This window comes from Streptomyces sp. XH2, from assembly GCF_049725035.1.
In the GTDB taxonomy this organism is placed as follows: domain Bacteria; phylum Actinomycetota; class Actinomycetes; order Streptomycetales; family Streptomycetaceae; genus Streptomyces; species Streptomyces roseoverticillatus.
Genome location: NZ_JBMMMZ010000012.1, coordinates 178,254 through 198,951, shown reverse-complemented (window position 1 = coordinate 198,951; position 20,698 = coordinate 178,254). Strand labels below are relative to the sequence as shown.

General features: G+C 73.2%; 17 protein-coding genes. 12 read left to right on the top strand and 5 right to left on the bottom strand.

What is annotated here, in order from left to right; translation table 11 throughout:
* Nucleotides 1–39 precede the first annotated feature (39 nt).
* The 3 genes from ACOTKD_RS24840 (at nucleotide 40) to ACOTKD_RS24830 (ending at nucleotide 2,036) form a co-directional block, all read left to right on the top strand.
* Nucleotides 40–690, top strand: a complete 651-nt coding sequence (locus ACOTKD_RS24840; RefSeq protein WP_424891222.1) for an AIM24 family protein — start codon at nucleotides 40–42, stop codon at nucleotides 688–690.
* Between the two features lie 5 nt (nucleotides 691–695).
* Nucleotides 696–1,460, top strand: coding sequence for an AIM24 family protein (locus ACOTKD_RS24835; protein ID WP_424891346.1), 765 nt, complete (start codon nucleotides 696–698; stop codon nucleotides 1,458–1,460).
* 99 nt (nucleotides 1,461–1,559) lie between these two features.
* Nucleotides 1,560–2,036, top strand: a complete 477-nt coding sequence (locus tag ACOTKD_RS24830; RefSeq protein ID WP_106677030.1) for a MarR family winged helix-turn-helix transcriptional regulator — start codon at nucleotides 1,560–1,562, stop codon at nucleotides 2,034–2,036.
* A 31-nt stretch (nucleotides 2,037–2,067) separates the two neighbouring features.
* Here ACOTKD_RS24830 and ACOTKD_RS24825 read toward each other — a convergent pair whose 3' ends face one another.
* From ACOTKD_RS24825 to ACOTKD_RS24815, 3 genes are all read right to left on the bottom strand, one after another.
* Nucleotides 2,068–3,972: a transglycosylase domain-containing protein gene (locus ACOTKD_RS24825; RefSeq protein ID WP_424891221.1), complete on the bottom strand. Its 1,905-nt coding sequence runs from the start codon at nucleotides 3,970–3,972 to the stop codon at nucleotides 2,068–2,070.
* 118 nt (nucleotides 3,973–4,090) lie between these two features.
* On the bottom strand, nucleotides 4,091–5,047 hold the full coding sequence (meaB, locus tag ACOTKD_RS24820; RefSeq protein WP_424891220.1) for a methylmalonyl Co-A mutase-associated GTPase MeaB: 957 nt from the start codon (nucleotides 5,045–5,047) through the stop codon (nucleotides 4,091–4,093).
* Nucleotides 5,048–5,086: 39 nt separating this feature from the next.
* The gene (locus tag ACOTKD_RS24815) at nucleotides 5,087–6,262 is read right to left on the bottom strand and encodes an acetyl-CoA C-acetyltransferase (RefSeq protein WP_424891345.1); all 1,176 of its coding nucleotides are present in this window, start codon (nucleotides 6,260–6,262) and stop codon (nucleotides 5,087–5,089) included.
* A gap of 243 nt (nucleotides 6,263–6,505) precedes the next feature.
* On the opposite strand from ACOTKD_RS24815, the gene mce reads away from it, so the two are divergent.
* The 8 genes from mce to ACOTKD_RS24775 all read left to right on the top strand — a co-directional run bounded on the left by mce (nucleotide 6,506) and on the right by ACOTKD_RS24775 (nucleotide 18,499).
* Nucleotides 6,506–6,946, top strand: coding sequence for a methylmalonyl-CoA epimerase (gene mce, locus ACOTKD_RS24810; protein ID WP_424891219.1), 441 nt, complete (start codon nucleotides 6,506–6,508; stop codon nucleotides 6,944–6,946).
* 180 nt (nucleotides 6,947–7,126) lie between these two features.
* Nucleotides 7,127–11,707, top strand: a complete 4,581-nt coding sequence (scy, locus tag ACOTKD_RS24805; protein WP_424891218.1) for a polarized growth protein Scy — start codon at nucleotides 7,127–7,129, stop codon at nucleotides 11,705–11,707.
* Nucleotides 11,708–11,821: 114 nt separating this feature from the next.
* Nucleotides 11,822–12,760 carry a cellulose-binding protein gene (locus ACOTKD_RS24800; RefSeq protein ID WP_030368023.1) on the top strand — a complete coding sequence of 313 codons (939 nt, stop codon included), beginning with the start codon at nucleotides 11,822–11,824 and terminating at the stop codon, nucleotides 12,758–12,760.
* Between the two features lie 175 nt (nucleotides 12,761–12,935).
* Complete coding sequence (locus tag ACOTKD_RS24795; protein ID WP_424891217.1) at nucleotides 12,936–13,928, top strand: ATP-binding cassette domain-containing protein; 993 nt, start codon at nucleotides 12,936–12,938, stop codon at nucleotides 13,926–13,928.
* A 2-nt stretch (nucleotides 13,929–13,930) separates the two neighbouring features.
* Complete coding sequence (locus ACOTKD_RS24790) at nucleotides 13,931–14,701, top strand: ABC transporter permease (RefSeq protein WP_424891216.1); 771 nt, start codon at nucleotides 13,931–13,933, stop codon at nucleotides 14,699–14,701.
* A gap of 668 nt (nucleotides 14,702–15,369) precedes the next feature.
* Entirely contained in the window at nucleotides 15,370–16,347 is a 978-nt protein-coding gene (locus ACOTKD_RS24785; protein ID WP_424891215.1) for a hypothetical protein, read from the top strand.
* Nucleotides 16,348–16,424: 77 nt separating this feature from the next.
* Entirely contained in the window at nucleotides 16,425–17,573 is a 1,149-nt protein-coding gene (locus tag ACOTKD_RS24780) for an ABC transporter ATP-binding protein (protein WP_424891214.1), read from the top strand.
* Nucleotides 17,570–18,499, top strand: coding sequence for an ABC transporter permease (locus ACOTKD_RS24775; protein ID WP_424891213.1), 930 nt, complete (start codon nucleotides 17,570–17,572; stop codon nucleotides 18,497–18,499). Before ACOTKD_RS24780 ends, ACOTKD_RS24775 begins: the two co-directional genes overlap by 4 nt.
* 132 nt (nucleotides 18,500–18,631) lie before the next feature.
* Here the strand turns inward: ACOTKD_RS24775 and ACOTKD_RS24770 are convergent, their stop codons facing one another.
* The gene (locus ACOTKD_RS24770) at nucleotides 18,632–18,964 is read right to left on the bottom strand and encodes an ATP/GTP-binding protein (protein ID WP_424891212.1); all 333 of its coding nucleotides are present in this window, start codon (nucleotides 18,962–18,964) and stop codon (nucleotides 18,632–18,634) included.
* Nucleotides 18,965–19,168: 204 nt separating this feature from the next.
* On the opposite strand from ACOTKD_RS24770, the gene ACOTKD_RS24765 reads away from it, so the two are divergent.
* A complete protein-coding gene (locus tag ACOTKD_RS24765; RefSeq protein WP_424891211.1) occupies nucleotides 19,169–20,194 on the top strand; it encodes an LLM class flavin-dependent oxidoreductase in 1,026 nt (341 codons plus the stop codon).
* Nucleotides 20,195–20,290: 96 nt separating this feature from the next.
* On the opposite strand, the gene ACOTKD_RS24760 is transcribed toward ACOTKD_RS24765, so the two are convergent.
* The gene (locus ACOTKD_RS24760; RefSeq protein ID WP_235486060.1) at nucleotides 20,291–20,683 is read right to left on the bottom strand and encodes an SCO5389 family protein; all 393 of its coding nucleotides are present in this window, start codon (nucleotides 20,681–20,683) and stop codon (nucleotides 20,291–20,293) included.
* Nucleotides 20,684–20,698 lie beyond the last annotated feature (15 nt).

Below are 20,698 nucleotides of genomic sequence, written 5' to 3'. Positions count from 1 at the left end.
CCGCGCGGGCGGAGAAGCGAACGAAAGGGGTGCTGTGTGATGCCGTTCCGGCCTCTTAACTCCCGCATGGTCGAGGCGACGGTCATGCCCGGCCAGCGCCTCTTCAGCCAGCGCGGCGCCATGCTCGCCTACAAGGGCGACGTCTCCTTCACCCCGTCCATCACCGGCGGCCAGGGCGGCGTGATGGGCATGATCGGCCGCCGGATCGCGGGCGAGGCCACTCCGCTGATGACCGTGGAGGGCAGCGGCACGGTGATGTTCGGCCACGGCGGGCACCACGTCCACGTCGTGGAGCTCTCGGGCGAGACGCTCTACGTGGAGGCGGACCGCCTGCTCGCCTTCGACGGCTCCCTGCAGCAGGGCACCATGTTCATGGGCTCGCAGGGCGGCGTCATGGGCATGGTCCGCGGGCAGGTCACCGGCCAGGGCCTGTTCACGACCACCCTCAAGGGCCACGGCGCGGTCGCCGTGATGGCCCACGGCGGCGTCATCGAGCTGCCGATCCGCTCCGGCCGCCCCGTGCACGTGGACCCGCAGGCGTACGTCGCCCACCGCGGTGACGTGCGCAGCAAGCTCTCCGCTGCCCTCGGCTGGCGCGAGATGGTGGGGCGCGGCTCCGGGGAGGCCTTCCAGCTGGAGCTGTCCGGCGAGGGCACGGTGTACGTACAGGCCAGCGAGGAGAAGCTGTGAGCACGGTGAACGGTCCGGTCGTCTTCGACGCGCACACCCTGCCGGCCGACGACAACGTCAATCCGTACGCCTTCAGCGTGGACCTGGACGGCCAGTGGTTCCTGCAGAAGGGCAAGATGATCGCCTATTACGGGCGCATCGACTTCCACGGCATCGGCCACGGGCGGCTCGACCGCCTCATCGCCCACAGCTTCCACTCCCCGCTGCACGCCGCGGACTGGGTGGTCGCCGAGGGCAAGGGCAAGATGCTGCTCGCCGACCGCAGTTTCGACGTCAACTCCTACGACCTGGAGGACGGCAACCTGACGGTGAGGTCGGGGAACCTGCTGGCGTTCCAGCCGTCGCTGTCGCTCAAACAGTCGATCGTGCCGGGCTTCCTGACGCTCATCGGCACGGGCAAGTTCGTGGCGGCCTCCAACGGCCCGGTCGTCTTCGCCCCGCCACCCATCCGGGTGGACCCGCAGGCCCTCGTCGGCTGGGCGGACTGCCCCTCCCCCTGCCACCACTACGACCACCAGTACCTGCGGGGCGTGCTGGGCGGCGTGCGGGCGTTCACGGGGCTGGGCGGGACGTCGGGCGAGGAGCACCAGTTCGAGTTCGTGGGTGCCGGTACGGTGCTGCTGCAGTCCACCGAGCAGCTGATGGCCGAGATTCCCACCGGCGAGACCCCGGACCAGGCGGGAGTGCCGCACGCAACCCCGTCGAATCAGCCATCTATGCCCCGGATGCCGGGCCAGCTCGGAGACCTCCAGCGCCGCTTCGGGCTGTGAGCGGTACTCTGCGGAGTGTGACGTCGAACGTGTGACCTCACACTCCGCACCCACACTGGTTAATCTTTCAACTTTCTTAGGTAGAATTCCTCTATGTCTATGGACACCGAGAACGGCACCCGCTGGCTCAGCGAAGAGGAACAGCGCGCCTGGCGCGCCCACCTGGACGTCAGCCGCCTGCTGATGCACCAGCTCGAACGGGACCTGCAGCCGTTCGGCCTCACCAACAACGACTACGAGATCCTGGTCAACCTCTCGGAGTCCGAGGACCACCGGATGCGGATGAGTGACCTCGCCACCGCCACCCTGCAGTCGAAGAGCCGCCTCTCGCACCAGATCACCCGCATGGAGAACGCGGGCCTGGTCCGCCGCGAGAACTGCGAGTCGGACCGCCGGGGCCTGTACGCCGTCCTCACGGAGCACGGCTGGGACACGATGCGCCAGGTGGCCCCGCACCACGTGGCCTCGGTGCGCGAGCACTTCATCGACCTCCTGGGCGAGGCCGACCTCAAGTCGCTGCACGCCTCCCTGACCCCGGTGGCCCAGCACCTCCGCTCGCTCCGCGGCCGCACCTGAGCCCGAGCCCCGGCCCGCTCCGCCCCCGCCGTCAGGGGCGGTCCGCCACTCCTGTGTAACCGGCCCAGATGCGGGCCGGGAAGACGGTGCCCCGCCGGGAGTCCTCACCTCCCACCGCGGCCATCGGCAGCAGCGGCCCCCCGTCCGGCCTGGTGCGGAACATGGTGACGGCCGTGGACAGGCTGTCCGTGTAGCCCACGTACCAGGCCGAGTTCATCCGGTCCTGGTCGCCGGTGCGGGCCGCCGCGTGGCCCTCCGGGGTGCGCAGGGCCTCCGTGACCTCCTCCGCGGTCTCCTTCGACAGGGCCCGCCTCGCCTTGGCGCGGCTCTCGAAACCCCCTACCGAACGGCCGTCCTTGACGACCTTGGTGACCGAGTACGGGTCGTTCTGCAGGCCCCCGCCGGCGAACGTGCCGTACGCGGCGGCCATGCGCACGGCGCTCGGCGTGGACGAGCCGATGGGGAAGGACCCGTCCAGGGCGGCCATGCTGCTCTTGAGGAGCCCGGTGCGCACGGCCGTGTCCCGGACCTGCGCCGCCCCGGTCTCCTTGCCCAGGCGGACGTACGTCGCATTGCCGCCGGACGTCAGCGCCCGGCGCAGGGTCGGGTGGTTCTCGTCGGGGCCCGCCCCGGCTCCGGCTCCGGCCTGCAGCTTGCCGGCGTCGTCGTAGTAACTGCCGGCGTCCGTCCCGCCCTCCAGGGCGGCGGCCAGGACGAACGGCTTGAACGCCGAGCCGACCGGGACGCCCGAGGTGTCGGCGTTGTTGGCGAAGTGCTTCGTGGCGTCGGGCCCGCCGTAGAGGGCGAGGACGGCCCCGTCCGAGGGGCGCACGGAGGCCGCGCCGACCTGGACGTCCGTGTCGGTCTCCGGGCGTTTGCCGGGGTCGATGTCCTTGGTGACGACGTCGTCGACGGCCTGCTTCAGCCGCTGCATCCGGTTCCTGTCGAAGGTGGTGTGGATCCGGTAGCCGCCGTGGGCCAGGTCCTGCTCGGTGAGCATGGCCCGCTGCTTGATGTACTTGTTGGCGACGTCGACGAGGTAGCCGGTCTGGCCGCGGAGGCCGCCGGCCACGGACGGCTTGCGGGGCTCGGGGAAGTCCCGGTACGCGTCCCGTTCGGCGCGGGACATGCGGCCGGTCCGCACCTCCCGGTCGAGGATCCACTTCCAGCGGTCCACCGCCCGCTCGTGATTGCCCGCGCTGACCGACGGGTCGTAGAGCTCGGCCCCCTTCAACAGCGCCGCCAGCATGGCGCTCTGACTGGGATTCAGTTTCTTGGCGGGAATGCCGTAGTAGGACTGGGCCGCGGCCTCGATCCCGTACGCCCCGCGCCCGAACCAGCTGGTGTTGAGGTACCCCTGCAGGACCTCCCGCTTGCTCTTGGTGCGGTCCACCTTCAGGGCGATGACGAGTTCCCTGACCTTCCGGGTGGCCGTCTGCTCCTGGGAGAGGTAGGTGTTCTTCACGTACTGCTGGGTGATCGTGGAGCCGCCCTGGGTCTCCTCGCCGCCCGCCGTGCTGGCGAAGGCCCGCAGGATGCCCTTGAACGACACGCCGCGGTCACGGTAGAAGCTCTCGTTCTCGGCGGCTATCACCGCGTTCTGCGCGGACTCCGGCACGTCGGACAGGTGGACGATGGTGCGGTTGACCTCGCCGACGGTCGCGAGCTGCGAACCGTCCGACCAGTAGTAGGTGTTGGCCTCCTGGCGGGCCGCCGCGTTCTCGTCGGGGATGTCGACGGTGGCGTAGACGTACGCGAACAGGCCCGTCGCGCACGCGAGGAAGAACAGCACCGTCCCCAGCCACTGCCGCCACGACGGCAGCCAGCGGCGCACGCCGTGTCTGCCCCGGCGGGGGTAGTCGACGAAGCGCTTACGGGCTGGCGGCTCTTCCGTAATGCGGCGGCGGGGACGCGGTTTGTGCCGGTTCTTACTCAAGGGCTGATCGCTCTCGACGGGAACGGGGTACGTCGGTGGAGACGATCCCGGAGCAAGATCCGTTTCAGTTATTCGTGTGAGCGTTCCATGACGGGAAGCCCGGACGGCCGCCGGGGGCTCAGCTGTTGGTGAGCCCCGCCACCAGTTCGTCCGCGGCCGCGTAAGGATCCAGCGAGCCGCCCACGATGCGCTCCGCCAGGGCGGTCAGGCGGCGGTCGCCGTGGAGGTCGGCGATGCGTTCGCGCAGCGCCGTGACGGCGATAGTCTCGACCTCGCGGGCGGCCCGGGCCGTGCGGCGCTCCGCCAGGACGCCCCGCTCCTCCATCCAGGCCCGGTGCTTCTCCAGCGCCTCGACCAGCTCGTCCGTGCCCTCGCCGCGCGCGGCCACGGTCTTGACGATGGGCGGCCGCCAGTCGCCGGGGGCCCGGGCCTCGCCCAGGCCCAGCATGTGGTTGAGCTCGCGGGCCGTGGCGTCGGCGCCGTCGCGGTCGGCCTTGTTGACGACGTAGACGTCGCCGATCTCCAGGATTCCGGCCTTCGCGGCCTGGATGCCGTCACCCATGCCCGGGGCGAGCAGCACCACGCTCGTGTCGGCCTGGGAGGCGATCTCCACCTCGGACTGGCCGACGCCGACCGTCTCGACGAGGATCACGTCGCAGCCGGCCGCGTCCAGCACGCGGATCGCCTGCGGGGCGGCCCAGGCCAGGCCGCCCAGGTGACCGCGCGTGGCCATGGAGCGGATGTACACGCCGGGGTCGGAGGCGTGGTCGGACATCCGTACGCGGTCGCCGAGCAGGGCGCCGCCCGAGAACGGCGAGGACGGGTCGACGGCCAACACGCCGACCCGCTTGCCCATCCGCCGGTACGCGCTGACCAGCGCCGACGTCGACGTGGACTTGCCGACGCCGGGTGAGCCGGTGAGGCCGACGACGTACGCGCCGCCGGTCAGCGGGGCCAGCGCGGCCATGACGTCGCGCAGGTGCGGGGACGCCCCCTCCACCAGGGAGATCAGCCGGGCCACGGCGCGCGGCCGGCCCTCGCGGGCCTGCTCCACCAGTGCGGGGACGTCCACCATCACGGCTCCGTTCTCGTAAAGGGCTCTCCGCCGCAGCGGTTACTTGCCGGGTACCCGGATGATCAGGGCGTCGCCCTGGCCGCCGCCGCCGCACAGGGCCGCCGCACCGACGCCGCCGCCGCGCCGCTTGAGCTCCAGCGCGAGGTGGAGGACGGTGCGGGCGCCGGACATGCCGATCGGGTGGCCGAGCGCGATGGCCCCGCCGTTGACGTTCACCTTTTCCGGGGACACGCCGAGGTCCTTGATTGACTGCACGAGGACCGCGGCGAACGCCTCGTTGATCTCGATGAGGTCGAGGTCCTCGACGGTCAGGCCCTCGCGGCTCACCGCGTGCTTGATGGCGTTGGAGGGCTGGGAGTGCAGGGAGTTGTCGGGGCCGGCGACGTTGCCGTGGGCGCCGATCTCGGCGATCCACTCGAGACCCAGCTCCTCGGCCTTGGCCTTGCTCATCACGACGACGGCGGCGGCGCCGTCGGAGATCTGCGAGGAGGTGCCGGCGGTGATCGTGCCGTCCTTGCGGAAGGACGGGCGCAGCCTGCCGAGGACCTCGACGGTGGTGTCGCCGCGGACGCCCTCGTCGTGGGCGAAGACGACCGGGTCGCCCTTGCGCTGCGGGACCTCGACGGGGGTGATCTCGGCCTCGAAGATGCCGTTCTTCTGGGCGGCGGCGGCGCGCTGGTGGGAGCGGGCGCCGATCTCGTCCTGCTCGGCGCGGCCGATGCCGAGGCGGGTGTTGTGGTTCTCGGTGGAGGCGCCCATGGCGATGGACTCGAAGGAGTCGGTGAGGCCGTCGTGGTCCATCGAGTCGAGCATCTCGATCGCGCCGTACTTGTAGCCCTCACGGGACTTGGGCAGCAGGTGCGGGGCGTTGGTCATGGACTCCTGGCCGCCGGCCACCACGATGTCGAACTCGCCCGCGCGGATGAGCTGGTCGGCCAGCGCGATGGCGTCCAGGCCGGAGAGGCAGACCTTGTTGATGGTGAGGGCGGGGACGGACATGGGGATGCCGCCCTTGACCGCCGCCTGGCGGGCCGGGATCTGCCCGGCGCCGGCCTGCAGCACCTGACCCATGATCACGTACTGCACCTGGTCGCCGCCGATGCCGGCCCGGTCGAGGGCCGCCTTGATGGCGAAGCCGCCCAGCTCGGCCGCGGAGAAGCTGCGCAGGGAGCCGAGCAGCTTGCCCATGGGCGTACGGGCGCCCGCGACGATCACGGAGGTGGTGCCGGCTTTGCCGTTCGTACCAGTCATGGCAGCGGCCCTTTCGGGTGGTGGATGGTCGACGGAGCATCCGGCGCTTCCGGCCGGGGGTCCGGGGGTTGCCCCCCGGGGAGTGCAGCACGGTGGTTTCCGTCAATGTACTGAGCGGTACCCGCGCGGTCACCGGGCAGCGGGTGTGATCGCAAGCACGTTGCGTACACGTTGCGTGACCAAGCCGTACGGCGGTGCACTGGTTCCATGCTGACGCGTATCGACCACATCGGGATCGCCTGCTTCGACCTCGACCGGACTGTCGAGTTCTACCGTGCCACGTACGGCTTCGAGGTGTTCCACACCGAGGTCAACGAGGAGCAGGGCGTTCGCGAGGCCATGCTGAAAATCAACGAGACGTCCGACGGCGGGGCGTCCTACCTGCAGCTGCTGGAGCCGACGCGGGAGGACTCCGCGGTCGGCAAGTGGCTGGCGAAGAACGGCGAGGGCGTTCACCACATCGCGTTCGGCACGGCGGACGTGGACGGGGACTCCGAGGGCATCCGGGACAAGGGCGTCCGGGTCCTCTACGACGAGCCGCGGCGGGGTTCGATGGGCTCGCGGATCACCTTCCTGCACCCCAAGGACTGCCACGGCGTGCTGACGGAACTGGTCACCTCGGCACCCCCGGCGGACCGGGAGCACTGACCCGCACTCCCCCCGGCCGGTAGAGTGCGGGTTCGGCCGGGGTCCTGGGGTGGGGGCCCGGACCGGGCTGTACCGATGATCTGACACCATTTCTTCGGAAGGGCGGGCTCCGGATTCCAACCGATACACGCGGGAACGGGCCGGCCGCCAAGGCGACCAGGGGACGGATGGGACCGCGCAGTGCGGGGCAACGACCGCTACGAGGCTGACGACCACCTCTCGCAATTCGAAGCCGAGATGGAGCGGCTGAAGAAGGAGCGGGAGAAGGCGGTCCAGCACGCCGACGACCTCGGCTACCAGGTCGAGGTGCTGCGCGCCAAGCTCCACGAGGCGCGCCGCAATCTCGCCCACCGCCCGGCGTACGACACCGCCGACATGGGTTACCAGGCGGAGCAGTTGCTCCGCAATGCCCAGATTCAGGCGGATCAGATGCGTACGGACGCCGAGCGCGAGCTGCGCGAGGCCCGGGCGCAGACGCAGCGGCTGCTGCAGGAGCAGGCCGAGCGCCAGGCCCGGATGGAGGCCGAGCTCCACGCGGAGGCCGTCGCCCGCCGCCAGCGCCTGGACGAGGAGCTCAACGAGCGCCGCCAGACCGTCGAGTCGCACGTCAACGAGAACGTCGCCTGGGCCGAGCAGCTGCGGGCGCGCACGGAGTCGCAGGCCCGCCGGCTGCTGGAGGAGTCCCGGGCGGAGGCCGAGCAGGCCCTGGCCGCGGCCCGCGCCGAGGCCCAGCGCCTGGCCGAGCAGGCCCGGGCCCGCCTCAGCTCCGCGGCCGACGAGGCCCGCGCCGAGGCCGAGGCGCTGCTGCGCCGTGCCCGTACGGACGCCGAGCGGCTGCTGACCGCCGCGTCCGCGCAGGCGCAGGAGGCCACCGACCACGCCGAGCGGCTGCGGGCCGCCGCCGGCACGGAGAGCGAGCAGGCGCGCACGGCCGCGGCCGAGCTGAGCCGTACCGCCGAGGCCCGGCTGCAGGAGGCCGACGCGGCGCTGCGCGAGGCGCGCGCCGAGGCCGAGAAGCTGGTCGCCGAGGCGAAGGACAGCGCTGCCCGCAGCCTGTCCGGCGCCGAGTCGGAGAACGAGCAGCGCACGCGTACCGCCCGGGCCGAGGTCGCCCGGCTGGTCAGCGAGGCCACGAAGGAGGCCGAGGCCCTCAAGGCCGAGGCCGGGCAGCTGCGGGCGGACGCCGCCGCGGAGGCCGAGCGGCTGGTGGCCGAGGCCGCGGAGAAGGCCCGCAGCGCCGCCGCGGAGGACTCCGCGGCGCAGCTCGCCAAGGCCGCCCGGACGGCCGAGGAGGTGCTGTCCAAGGCCTCCGAGGACGCCCGCGCCACGACGAAGGCCGCGGCCGCCGAGGCGGAACGCATCCGCAAGGAGGCCGAGGCCGAGGCCGAGCGGCTGCGCGAGCAGGCCGCGGACACCGCCGAGCAGCTCAAGGGCGCGGCGAAGGACGACACCAAGGAGTACCGCGCCAAGACCGTCGAGCTCCAGGAGGAGGCGCGGCGGCTGCGCGGCGAGGCCGAGCAGCTGCGGGCCGACGCCGTCGCCGAGGGCGAGCGGCTCCGGGGCGAGGCCCGGCGCGAGGCGCTGCAGCAGATCGAGGAGGCGGCGAAGACCGCCGAGGAGCTGCTGGCCAAGGCCAAGGCCGATGCGGAGGAGACGCGCAGCAGCGCGGCCGCGGACAGCGAGCGGGTCCGCTCGGAGGCCGCCGAGCGGGCCGCCTCCCTGCGCAAGCAGGCCGAGGAGGCCCTGGAGCGGGCGCGCACCGAGGCCGAGGAGATGGCCGAGGAGGCCGAGGACCACGCCGAGCGCACCCGCGGCGAGGCCGAGGAGGCCGCGCGGAAGCTGCGCGAGGAGGCCGAGAAGGCGGCGGAGGCGCGCCGCGCCGAGGCCGACGCGGAGCTGACCCGCCTGCACGCCGAGGCCGAGCAGCGGGTGGAGGCCGCCGAGGAGGCGCTGCGCGACGCCCGTACGGAGGCGGAGCGGCTGCGCCGCGAGGCCGCCGAGGAGACCGAGCGGCAGCGCACGGAGACCGCGGAGCGGGTGCGCGCGCTGCAGTCGCAGGCCGAGACCGAGGCGGAGCGGCTGCGCGCCGAGGCCGCCGAGGAGGCCGCCGCCGCCCGCAGCGAGGGCGAGTCCGCCGGTGCGCGGCTGCGCGCCGAGGCCAACGCGGAGGCGGAGCGGCTGCGCAGCGAGGCGCAGGAGACCGCCGACCGGGTGCGCGCCGAGGCGAACGCCGCCGCCGAGCGCACGGCCGCGGAGGCCGCCGAGGCGCTGGCCGCCGCGCAGGAGGAGGCCGCCCGCCGCCGGCGCGAGGCCGAGGAGCTGCTGGGCGACGCCCGTACGGAGGCGCAGGCCGAGCGCGAGGCCGCGCGCGAGCAGAGCGAGGAGCTGCTGGCTTCGGCGCGCAAGCGGGTCGCCGAGGCACAGGAGGAGGCCCAGCGCCTGGTCGAGGAGGCCGAGGTGCGCGCCGCCGAGCTGGTGTCGGCCGCCGAGGCGACCGCCCAGCAGGTGCGGGACTCCGTCGCGGGGCTGCACGAGCAGGCCGAGGAGGAGATCGCCGGGCTGCGCTCGGCCGCCGAGCACAACGCGGAGCGCACCCGCACCGAGGCCCAGGAGGAGGCCGACCGGGTCCGGACCGACGCCTACGCCGAGCGCGAGCGCGCCGGTGAGGACGCGGCCCGGATCCGCGCGGAGGCGCAGGCCGCCGCGGAGGCCGCCGAGGCCCGGGCCGAGCGCACGATCGCGGACGCGGTCACGGAGGGTCAGCGCCTGGAGGCGGAGGCCGCCCGCACGCTGGAGGAGGCCACCGACAGCGCCCACGCCAAGCTCGCCGAGGCGGGCGTGCAGGCCGACGAGCTGCTCTCCGAGGCCATGGCCGAGGCGGAGAAGCTGATCGCCGAGGCCGAGGAGACGGCCGAGGCGGCCCGGCGCGACGCCGCCGCCACGGCCGACGAGGCGCGGGCCGCTGCCGCGGCGCGCCGTTCCGAGGCCGCCGAGCAGGCCGACGCGCTGATGGCGGAGGCCACGGCGGAGGCGGAGCGGCTGGTCGCCGAGGCCACGTCCGTGCTGGACGAGGCCCGCGAGGCGGCGGAGGCTCAGCAGGCGGAGGCGGCCGCGGAGGCCGCCCGGCTGCGCGCCGAGGCCGAGCGGACGGTCACGGAGGCCCGCAAGGACGCCGAGAAGCACCGCGGCGAGGCCGCGGAGGCCGCCGAGGCGCTGCTCGCGAAGGCGAAGGCCGACGCGGAGCGCACGGTCGCGGAGGCGTCCGCCAAGTCCAAGCAGCTGCGGACCGACGCGTCCGACGCCCTGGCGTCGGCCGAGCAGGACGCGTCCCGGGCGCGCGCCGAGGCCCGCGAGGACGCGAACAAGATGCGTTCGGAGGGGCACGCCGAGGCCGCGCGGATCGTCCGCGAGGCCGAGGAGCTCACCTCCGGGGCGCAGGCCGAGGCGGACCGCATCGTCGACGAGGCCCGCGAGACCGCGGGCCGGCGCCGCACGGAGGCGGCCGCGCAGGCCGACGAGCTCATCGCCGAGGCCACGGCCGAGGCGGAGAAGCTGCGGGCCGAGGCCGCCGAGACGGTGGAGGCCGCGCGCCGCGAGGCCGCCCGTACGACCGAGGAGGCCCTGGAGGCCGCCGAGGCCGTCCGTGCGGAGGCGGCCGGGCAGGCCGAGCGCACGCTCGCCGAGGCGGACGCCGAGTCCGAGCGGCTGCGCGGCGACGCCGCCCGCGTCCTCGACGAGGCTCGCGAGGCGGCGAACACCCGCCGCGCGGAGGCCGCCGAGCAGGCGGACACCCTCGTCGCCGAGGCGACCGCGGAGGCCGAGCGGATGGCCGCGGAGGCCGCCGAGGCGCTGGCCGCCGCGCAGGAGAACGCCAACAGCACGCGCGCGGACTCCGCGCGGATCAAGGCCGACGCCGTCCAGGAGGCGGAGCGGCTGCGTGCGGAGGCGCGCGCCGAGGGCGAGCGGACCGTCGACGACGCCCGCGAGGCCGGTGCGAAGCGGCTGGCCGACGCCGGCGAGCAGGCGGACGCCCTGATCGCCAAGGCGCAGGAGGAGGCGCTGAGCACGGCCGCGGCCGCCGAGGAGCAGGCCGACACGATGGTGGGCGTGGCCCGCCGCGAGGCCGAGCGGATCGTCGCCGAGGCCACCGGCGAGGGCAACGCCCTGGTGGAGCAGGCCCGTACGGACGCGGACACGCTGCTGGCCGAGGCCCGTGGCGACGCCACCGCGATAAGGGAGCGCGCCGACGAGCTGCGCGCCCGGGTCGAGGGCGAGGTCGAGGAGCTGCACGACCGGGCCCGCCGCGAGGCGGCCGAGGCGATGCAGTCCGCGGGCGAGCGCTGCGACAAGCTCGTCGCGGCCGCGACCGAGCAGCTCGAGGAGGCCGAGGAGAAGGCGAAGAAGCTGCTGTCGGACGCCAGCAGCGAGGCGAGCAAGGTCCGTATCGCCGCCGTGAAGAAGGCGGAGGGGCTGCTCAAGGAGGCCGAGCAGAAGAAGGCCGCTGCCGTACGCGAGTCGGAGCGCCTGCGCACCGAGGGTGCGGAGGAGGCAAAGCGCCTTGTCGAGGAGGGAAAGCGGGAGTTGGAGGTCCTGGTGCGCCGTCGCGAGGACATTCAGGCCGAGATTTCCCGTGTCCAGGACGTGTTGGAGGCGTTGGAATCTTTTGAGGCCCCGGGGGCCGGAAGCGCCAAGGATGGCGGGGTGAAGGCAGCGGCCGGTGCCGGTGCTACACGTTCGGGTGGCAAGCAGTCACAGAAGTAGCCACTCAAACGGGGGGACATTCTCCAGATCTGCCAACCATTCACCTGATGACACGCCGCTCGCACCCCTAGGATTCCCTCTATCACCTCACCGGTCTCTTATGACAGGAACCCCATGAGTGACACTTCCTCCCCCTTCGGCTTCGAGCTTGTGCGGCGTGGATACGACCGCGGCCAGGTGGACGACCGCATTACCAAGCTCGTCGCCGACCGAGACAGCGCACTGGCACGCATCACCTCTCTGGAAAAGCGCATCGAGGAGCTGCACCTCGAGACGCAGAATGCTCAGGCCCAGGTCAACGACGCCGAGCCGTCCTATGCGGGGCTGGGGGCGAGGGTCGAGAAGATCCTTCGGCTGGCCGAGGAAGAGGCCAAGGATCTGCGTGAGGAGGCCCGGCGCGCCGCCGAGCAGCACCGCGAGCTCGCGGAGTCCGCCGCCCAGCAGGTGCGCAACGACGCCGAGTCGTTCGCCGCCGACCGCAAGGCCAAGGCGGAGGACGAGGGCGCGCGCATCGTCGAGAAGGCCAAGGGCGACTCCGCCCAGCTGCGGGCCGAGGCGCAGAAGGACGCCCAGTCCAAGCGCGAGGAGGCGGACGCGCTCTTCGAGGAGACCCGCGCGAAGGCGGCCCAGGCCGCCGCCGACTTCGAGACCAACCTGGCCAAGCGGCGCGAGCAGTCAGAGCGCGACCTGGCCTCCCGTCAGGCCAAGGCGGAGAAGCGGCTGGCGGAGATCGAGCACCGCGCCGAGCAGCTGCGCCTGGAGGCGGAGAAGCTGCGCACGGACGCCGAGCGGCGCGCCCGGCAGACGGTGGAGACGGCGCAGCGCCAGGCCGAGGACATCGTGGCCGACGCCAACGCCAAGGCGGACCGCATCCGCAGCGAGTCCGAGCGCGAGCTGGCGGCGCTCACCAACCGCCGCGACAGCATCAACGCCCAGCTGACGAACGTCCGCGAGATGCTCGCCACGCTGACCGGCGCGGCCGTCGCCGCGGCCGGCGTCCCCGGTGACGACGAGCCGATGTCGCGCGGCGTCCCGGCGCAGCAGAGCCGCTGATCCGACCGGACCTCCGGCAACGCCCTGGTCCGTGCCCTGTGCGCCGCTCGTGCGGGCGCGCAGGGCAGCGGTCCGGGGGCCATCCCGCCGTCCCGCACGGCCGAACGGGTGTCCTCCGCACACGGACGGGCCGCTACCGCTGGCAGGACCCGCCGGTCACCCTTACCGTGGCGGAATGATCGAGCTGCAGGGCCTGACCAAGCGCTACGGCGAGAAGCTCGCCGTCGACGGTCTCACCTGCACCGTGCGGCCCGGGATCGTCACCGGCTTCCTGGGGCCCAACGGTGCGGGCAAGTCCACGACGATGCGGATGATGCTCGACCTCGACCGGCCCACCGACGGCACGGTCCTCATCGACGGGCAGCACTACCGGCAGCTGCGGGACCCGCTGCGGACCGTCGGCGCCCTGCTGGACGCCAAGGCGATGCACGGCGGTCGCAGCGCCCACAACCACCTCCTGTGTCTGGCGCAGAGCAACGGCATCCCGAAGGCCCGCGTCCGTGAGGTTCTGGACACGGTCGGCCTCGCCTCGGTGGCCGGAAAGCGCTCCAAGGGCTTCTCGCTCGGCATGGGGCAGCGACTGGGCATCGCGGGCGCGCTGCTGGGCGACCCGCAGATCCTGATGTTCGACGAGCCCGTCAACGGGCTGGATCCCGAGGGCATCCACTGGATCCGCAATCTGATGAAGAACCTCGCCGCCCAGGGGCGCACGGTCTTCGTCTCCTCGCACCTGATGAGCGAGATGGCCCTGACCGCCGACCACCTGATCGTCATCGGCCAGGGCCGGCTGCTCGCCGACCGCTCGATGGCGGACTTCATCAAGCAGAACTCGCGGTCGTACGTACGGCTGCGCTCGCCCGAGGTGGAGCGGCTGCTGGACGTGCTGGCGGGGGCCGGGGTCACCGCGGTGACCACCGAGGACGGCCATCTGGAGGTCGACGGCACGGAGGCGGCGGAGCTGGGCGAGCTCGCCGCGCGCCACAAGCTCGTCCTGCACGAGCTGAGCCCCCAGCAGGCGTCCCTGGAAGAGGCCTTCATGCAGCTCACCGCCGAGTCGGTGGAGTACCACGCGCACAGCGCACCACCGGGTGCGGACGCCCCGCCGGGCGGCGAAGCGGCCCCGGCCGGCGCCGGGTGGGGAGCCGACTGGCGGAAGAAGGGATCCTGACGATGGCGGTGGTGGGGCAGGTCCTGCAGTCGGAATGGACGAAGATCAAATCGGTGCGGTCGACGGTGTGGACGCTCGGCCTCGCACTGGTGGTGACCGTGGCGCTCGGCGCCCTCATCAGTGCTTTCACCAGCAGTAACTTCAATCAAATGCCGCCGAAGGAGCGGGTGAATTTCGACCCGACCTTTACGAGTTTCGCGGGAATGGGACTCGGCCAGCTCGCCATGATCGTGTTCGGGGTGCTGGTGGTGACCAATGAATACAGCACCGGAATGATCCGGACTTCCCTGGCGGCGGTTCCGCAACGCGGCACGTTCCTCTTCAGCAAGATCACCGTTGCGGCGCTCGTCGCGTTCGTGATCGCGATGGCGACGAGCTTTGTCTCCTTCTTCATCGGCCAGGCGATGCTCGCCGGCCACCGGACGTCGATCGGCGATGCGCACGTCCTGCGCGCGGTGATCGGCGGCGGCCTCTATATGACGCTGATCGCGGTGTTCTCGATGGGCATCGCGGCGATGCTGCGCAGCCCCATGCTCTCGCTCGGCATTCTCATGCCGTTCTTCTTCATCATCTCCAACATCCTCGGCGCGGTGAGCGCCACGAAGAAGGTCGCGCAGTACCTGCCCGACCAGGCCGGCCGCAAGGTCATGCAGGTGGTGACGATCGGGGACGACGCCCCGTACGGGCCGTGGGGCGGCTTCGCGATCATGGCGGTGTGGGTGGTGGCGGCGCTGGCGGGCGGGTACGCGGTGCTGAAGCGGCGCGACGCGTAGCGCCTTGCCGGCGGTTTTGCCGGTGCGGGACGGTTCCGGTGACGGGTCGTTCCGCCGGGTCGGCGCCGCCTTGCGGACGGAGCACCGGGTACGTAGGGGTGCCGGTGACGGAGCGTTCCGCCGGGCCGACGCGGCCTTGCGGACGGAGGACCGGGTACCGGTACGCAGAGGTCCTGGGGATGTTCCGCCGGGCCGACGCGGCCTTGCGGACGGAGTACCAGTACGCAGAGGTCCCGGCGACTGGCGCATTCCGCCGAGCCTCGCCGCCTTGCCGACGGAGGACCGGGTACGTAGGCGTCCCGGTGACGGAGCGTTCCGCCGGGCCTCGCCGCGGGGGTGGATCGCCGTTGCGACGGGCAGTCTTTTCGGAGTGGTGCTGCCGTGCCCTGGTGGCGGGCGTTCTCTCCCGGGCGGCGTCGTGTCCCGGCGACGGGGCCCTCTCCCGGGCGGCGGCGGGTGTCGCCCGGCTGTTGGGTGCCGCCCGGCCGGCGGGGTGTCGCCCACCCGACGGGCCTCGGCAAGCCGCTCCGCATGCCTGTCCTTCCGCCGCCGCGGCGGGACACCACCACGAGCCTGACCGGCGGTGCCGGGCCGGGCCGGGCCGAACCGTACGTGACGGACGACCGATGGTGCCGCGCCGCGCCGCCACCCGTGATCGAGGAGCCGCCTTGACCGACCGGAGTCTGCGGGCCCTCGGGCTCGACGGCGCTCCCGCCGAGCTGCCGCTGACGTACCCCGGCCGCCCCGTCGAGGAGCCGGCTCTGCTGACGGACGGGCGGCTGCTGCCCCTGCGGCCGGCCCCCGGGCCGCTGGGCGAGTGGCGGGTGGTGACGGGGATGGCGAGCGGCCCGGCCGCGGACCCGGCGCGTTCGCCGGGCGGCGCCGGTCCGGCGAACGCCGCCTCGCCGAGCGGCGGGCGGCCGGGTGCCGAGGGCCGTGCGCCGTCCGGCGCGCCCCCGCCGGGCGCGGGCCCCGCCACCGAGCCCGCGCTCGACGAGTTCCTCGACCGGCTCGGCGCCGCGCGCAGCGGCGCGCGCCGCCCCGTCCTCGCCGTCGGCTCCAACGCCTCCCCCGCCCAGCTGCACCACAAGCTCACCCTGCGCGGCACGGACGGCGACACGGACGGCGACACGGGCGCCACCGTGCCGATGGTGCCCGTCCAAGTGCGCGGCATCGGCATCGGCTGCTCCGCGCACATCGGGCGGCACGGCTACGTGGCGGCTGCGCCCTACGCCGATCCCGCTGCCCGGCACACGCTCGTCGCGGGCTGGCTGGACCCCGCGCAGCTGGCCGCCGTCGACGAAACCGAATTCAACTACCGCCGGGTGTGGGTGCCGGGCGGCGCCTTCCCCATGACGCTGCCGTCCGGGGAGCCGCTCGGCGGCGCGTATCTGTACGTGAGCCTGCACGGCGTCCTCGCCGACCCCGCCACCGGGCGGCCGCGGCCCGGCGGCGGCGATCAGGGCGCCCTCCTGGCCGACCTGCTGGCGGCCTCGGCGGAGCTGCGCGCGCTCCTCGGCCCCGGACCGGAGCGCTGGGTGGAGCGGGCGCGGGCGGACGAGGCGGTGCGGGCCGAGGGGAGGGCGGTCTTCCACCGGGCGGGCTGGGCCCGGTCCGAGGGCCTCCCCGAGCTTGACCACGAGTAACGGGAACCGTCAGCTCCTCGTTATGCTCCTAACCCTTACGGGGCCTTACGCCCAAAAGAGCTCGCGAGGGGCGGAGAATGATCGAGGCAGTCGGTCTGACAAAGCGCTACGGCGCCAAGACGGCCGTACACAATCTGTCGTTCCAGGTGCGGCCCGGAGCCGTCACCGGCTTCCTGGGTCCGAACGGATCCGGCAAGTCGACGACCATGCGCATGATCCTGGGCCTGGACGAACCCACGTCCGGGCGCGTGACCATCGGCGGCCACCCCTTCCGCAGCCTGCCCAACGCCCCGCGCCAGGTCGGCGCGCTGCTCGACGCCAAGGCCGTGCACGGCGGGCGCAGCGCCTACCACCACCTGCTCTCGCTCGCCCAGCTCGGCGGCATCCCGGCTCGCCGGGTGGACGAGGTCCTCGGCGTCGTCGGCCTGCAGGACGTCGCGAAGCGCCGTTCCAAGGGCTTCTCGCTGGGCATGGGCCAGCGCCTCGGCATCGCCGCCGCGCTGCTCGGCGACCCCCAGGTGCTGCTCTTCGACGAGCCGGTCAACGGCCTCGACCCCGAGGGCATCCTCTGGGTCCGCAACCTGATGAAGCAGCTCGCGGCCGAGGGCCGTACGGTCTTCGTCTCCTCGCACCTGATGAGCGAGATGGCCCTGACCGCCGACCACCTGATCGTGATCGGCCGCGGCCAGCTCATGGCCGACATGAGCGTCAAGGACTTCATCTCCGCGAACTCCGCGGACTTCGCGCGCGTGCGCACCCCCGAGACCGAGCCGGAGAGCCGCGAGAAGCTCACGGCCGCGCTCGTCGAGGCCGGCGGCCAGGTGCTGTCCGAGCCGGACGGCGGGCTGCGCGTCACCGGCCTGCCGCTCCCCCGGATCAGCGACGTCGCCCACGGGGCCGACGTCCGCCTGTGGGAGCTCTCGCCGCACCAGGCCTCCCTGGAGGAGGCGTACATGCGGATGACGCAGGGCGCGGTCGACTACCGCTCGACGGCCGACCAGGTCGCGGCCCTCGCCCCGCCGCCCCCGGGCCACGGCTACGGCCACCCCGGCGCCGGCGCCCCGCAGGGCTGGGCCCCGCCGCAGGGCAACCCCTACCCCGTCCTGCCGGGCGAGCAGCCCAACCCGTACGCGCAGCCCCCGGCCGCCGCCCCGCAGCCCCCGGCGGCCGCCCCCGCCCCCGCCCCTGCCGACCTCACCAAGCGCGACAGCGAGGACGCCCGATGACCACCCCCCAGCCCCAGGCGGCCCACCCGGCGGCTCCGCAGAGCGCCCCGCAGGTCCCGCCGCACGCCGCACCCGGCTACTGGCCCGGCACCGCGCCCGCGGGCGGCGCGCCCGGTCCCGTCGGCTACGTCTCGCCGATCCCGGTGCGCAAGGCGACGCTCATGGACGCCCTCGCGGCCGAGTGGACGAAGATCCGCTCCGTGCGCTCGACGATCTGGACGCTGAGCGTCATGGTGGCGATCATCGTCGGTCTCGGTCTGCTCATCGCGGCCGGCGTCGACGCCTCCGACAGCAAGATGAGCGGCTCGACGGCCCTGGCCGGCGGGTTCTTCAGCGTGATGCTCGGCATGATCTGCGTGATCACGCTCGGCGTGCTGACGATCTCCTCCGAGTACGGCACGGGCATGATCCGTACGACGCTGACCGCCTGCCCGGACCGCGCGCGCGTGCTGACGGCCAAGGCCGTCGTCTTCTTCGCCCTGTCGTTCGTGATCACCCTGGCGTCCACGGCGCTGGTGGCGGTGGTCGACGTCGCGATGCTGGACGACCAGTCCGAGTTCGCCGCCACCGGCGGCGACTGGTTCAAGGTGACGGTCGGCACGAGCCTGTTCATCGGCCTGCTCGGGATCGTCTCGCTCGCCGTGGGCACCATGCTGCGGCACTCCGCCGGTGCGATCACGGTGATGCTGGGCCTCGTGCTGGCGCCGCTCGTCGTGGCGATGTTCATGTACACGGAGAGCCTGTCGAGCGTCCGCAAGGCGCTGTTCGAGTACTCGATCCCGATGCTGCTGTCGGTCTTCTACGGCGCCTCGGGCCAGGAGTCGGGCACCAGCCTCAGCGGCTGGGACCCGCTGTGGGTCATCGCGATCGCCGCGGCGGTCGCGCTCGGCGGCGCGTACGCCTCGCTGCTGAAGCGCGACGCGTAATGCCCCCGGCGGGACGGCGGACGCGCCGGCTGCGGTGACGGCGGATTCCGCCGGACCCCCGCCGCGGTGGACCACCGCCGTGGCGGCGGGCGCTCCCTCTTCCGTCGCAGGCCTCGGGCACCGCCGACAGGCCTAGTACCGCGGTGCGTTACGGGACCGCTGGAGCCTCGCGCTCCGGCGGTCCCTCGCGTTCCAGCAGGACTTGTGCCAGTGCCGCCGGTCCTCGACGCCGGCCCCGTACTGCGGCCACGCCACCAAGTGCGGTACCCCCGGCGGGATCTCCTGGTCGCAGCCGGGGCAGCGGTAGTGCTTCGTGGCCGCGCCGCCGCCGAGCGTGCGGACCACCCACTCCTCCCCCTGCCATTCCTCCGTGCGCTCCAGGCCGTAGCGGTCGCCGCCCTCCGCGCGCGGAGCGTCGGACTGCTTGTCTGCGCCGCCTCGCGGGCGGTTTCGGCGCGGAGACACGGGGCACCTCGGATGGTCGGAGAGCTACGGGCCGTGACCAGGTTACGCGTCAGAGTCACCGTGGTGGGCAGGCGTCCCCCCGGCCCCTCACCGGGCGCTCTCCCGATCATCATGAAAACTTAACGCGGGGCCGTGCCCAGGGCACGTGTCAGCCGTTATTTCCGGTGGGGGATGCCGCGTCGGTCGCTAGGAGGAGCAAGAGCGATGCGCGTTGGAGCATTCGTCCTGGCCGCCCAGTTCCCGGGCCAGGGGCACGCCGAGGCCCTGCACCGGGCCGTGCGGACGGCGGTGGTCGCCGAAGAGGCGGGCCTGGATGCGGTCTGGTTCGCCGAACACCACTTCGTGCCGTACGGCGTCTGCCCGTCGGCGGTCACCCTCGCGGCGCTGGCCCTCGGCCGCACCCGCCGGATCCGGGTGGGCACCGCCGTCAGCGTGCTGCCCACGGTCCACCCCGTGGCCCTCGGCGAGCAGGCGGCCATGCTGCACCTCGCCTCGGAGGGCCGGTTCACCCTCGGGGTGGGCCGCGGCGGCCCCTGGGTCGACCTGGAGGTCTTCAACTCCGGTGTGGCGGCGTACGAGGAGGGCTTCCCCGAATCCCTGGGCCTGCTGATGCGGTGGCTGCGCGAGCCCCGCGTGGGCGCCGACGGGCCCCGGTTCCGCTTCCGTGCGGTGCCGGTCGTCCCGCGCCCCGACGACCTGGAGGATCGTTCCGGCCCGCCCGTCGTCGTGGCCTGCACCTCGCCGTCGAGCGTCCGTCTCGCGGCCGCGCAGGGGCTGCCCATGCTGCTCGGGATGCACAGCGGGGACGCGGAGAAGGCGGAGATGGTCGCCCTGTGGCGCAAGTGCTCGCTGGAGGCGGGGCGTTCGCCCGAGGAGGTCGCCGCGGCCGCGCACGTCGCGGCCGGCGTCGTGCAGGTCGGGGACCGGCACCAGGAGGCCGCGGAGACGCTCACCAAGGCCATGCCGGGCTGGCTGCACCAGGGGCTCTCCGCCCATGTCACGGTCGACGGCAGGGCCCGCGCGATGCGTGATCCCGTCGAATACACCCGGCTGCTGTGCGAGCTGCACCCCGTCGGCCCGCCGCGGCTGTGCGCCGACCGCCTCGCCGCCACCGCGGAGCGCACGGGCATCACGCGCTTCGCCCTGCTGGCCGAGGGCTCCGGGGACCTCGCCGCCACCGAGGACAACCTCCGCCGGCTCGGCAGCGAAGTGCTGCCGCTGCTCGGCTGAGCCCGCCGGCCCTCCCTCCGGCCTCCCTCCCGGGGCTGCTGCCGCTCCCGCACCGCACTCGACACCTCCCGCATGCGGAGCGGCAGCACGAACGCCTCAGCAGTCCCGGAGCTCCGGGGACTGGTTCAGCAGCTGGCCCCGGATCGACGTGAAGCGGGCGAGACGCTCGTCCGCCTCCGGGGCGAGCGGGAAGACCGCCACCCGGTGGCAGTTCTGGAAGGCCAGCCGCACTCCGAAGTGCCGCTCCAGCGCACCGCGGATGGCGTCACTGGCCAGCGCGCGCAGCAGCTGGCCGCGGGCCTGCTCGTCCGGCGGAGGCGTCTGGTTGTCGGCGAACTCGCCACCGTCGATCCTGAGCCGGGCCACCAGGGAGCCGATCATCTCCCACGCGTACGGCAGGGAGGTCCGGACGCAGTCGACGAATTCCGCTTCATCGACCTCGCCTCGCTCGGCCTGTTCAAGGAGGGCCGGTGAGACGTCGAGCGACATGGGTTCTCCTCTCGC

What these genes read in the sequence shown, in the direction of transcription:
- meaB (WP_424891220.1), bottom strand. Translation starts at nt 5,047, where the DNA reads ATGGTGGACGTCCCCGCACTGGTGGAGCAGGCCCGCGAGGGCCGGCCG.
- ACOTKD_RS24790 (WP_424891216.1), top strand. Translation starts at nt 13,931, where the DNA reads ATGGCGGTGGTGGGGCAGGTCCTGCAGTCGGAATGGACGAAGATCAAA.
- ACOTKD_RS24800 (WP_030368023.1), top strand. Translation starts at nt 11,822, where the DNA reads ATGAGTGACACTTCCTCCCCCTTCGGCTTCGAGCTTGTGCGGCGTGGA.
- ACOTKD_RS24775 (WP_424891213.1), top strand. Translation starts at nt 17,570, where the DNA reads ATGACCACCCCCCAGCCCCAGGCGGCCCACCCGGCGGCTCCGCAGAGC.
- ACOTKD_RS24830 (WP_106677030.1), top strand. Translation starts at nt 1,560, where the DNA reads ATGGACACCGAGAACGGCACCCGCTGGCTCAGCGAAGAGGAACAGCGC.
- mce (WP_424891219.1), top strand. Translation starts at nt 6,506, where the DNA reads ATGCTGACGCGTATCGACCACATCGGGATCGCCTGCTTCGACCTCGAC.
- ACOTKD_RS24765 (WP_424891211.1), top strand. Translation starts at nt 19,169, where the DNA reads ATGCGCGTTGGAGCATTCGTCCTGGCCGCCCAGTTCCCGGGCCAGGGG.
- ACOTKD_RS24760 (WP_235486060.1), bottom strand. Translation starts at nt 20,683, where the DNA reads ATGTCGCTCGACGTCTCACCGGCCCTCCTTGAACAGGCCGAGCGAGGC.
- ACOTKD_RS24795 (WP_424891217.1), top strand. Translation starts at nt 12,936, where the DNA reads ATGATCGAGCTGCAGGGCCTGACCAAGCGCTACGGCGAGAAGCTCGCC.
- ACOTKD_RS24840 (WP_424891222.1), top strand. Translation starts at nt 40, where the DNA reads ATGCCGTTCCGGCCTCTTAACTCCCGCATGGTCGAGGCGACGGTCATG.
- ACOTKD_RS24780 (WP_424891214.1), top strand. Translation starts at nt 16,425, where the DNA reads ATGATCGAGGCAGTCGGTCTGACAAAGCGCTACGGCGCCAAGACGGCC.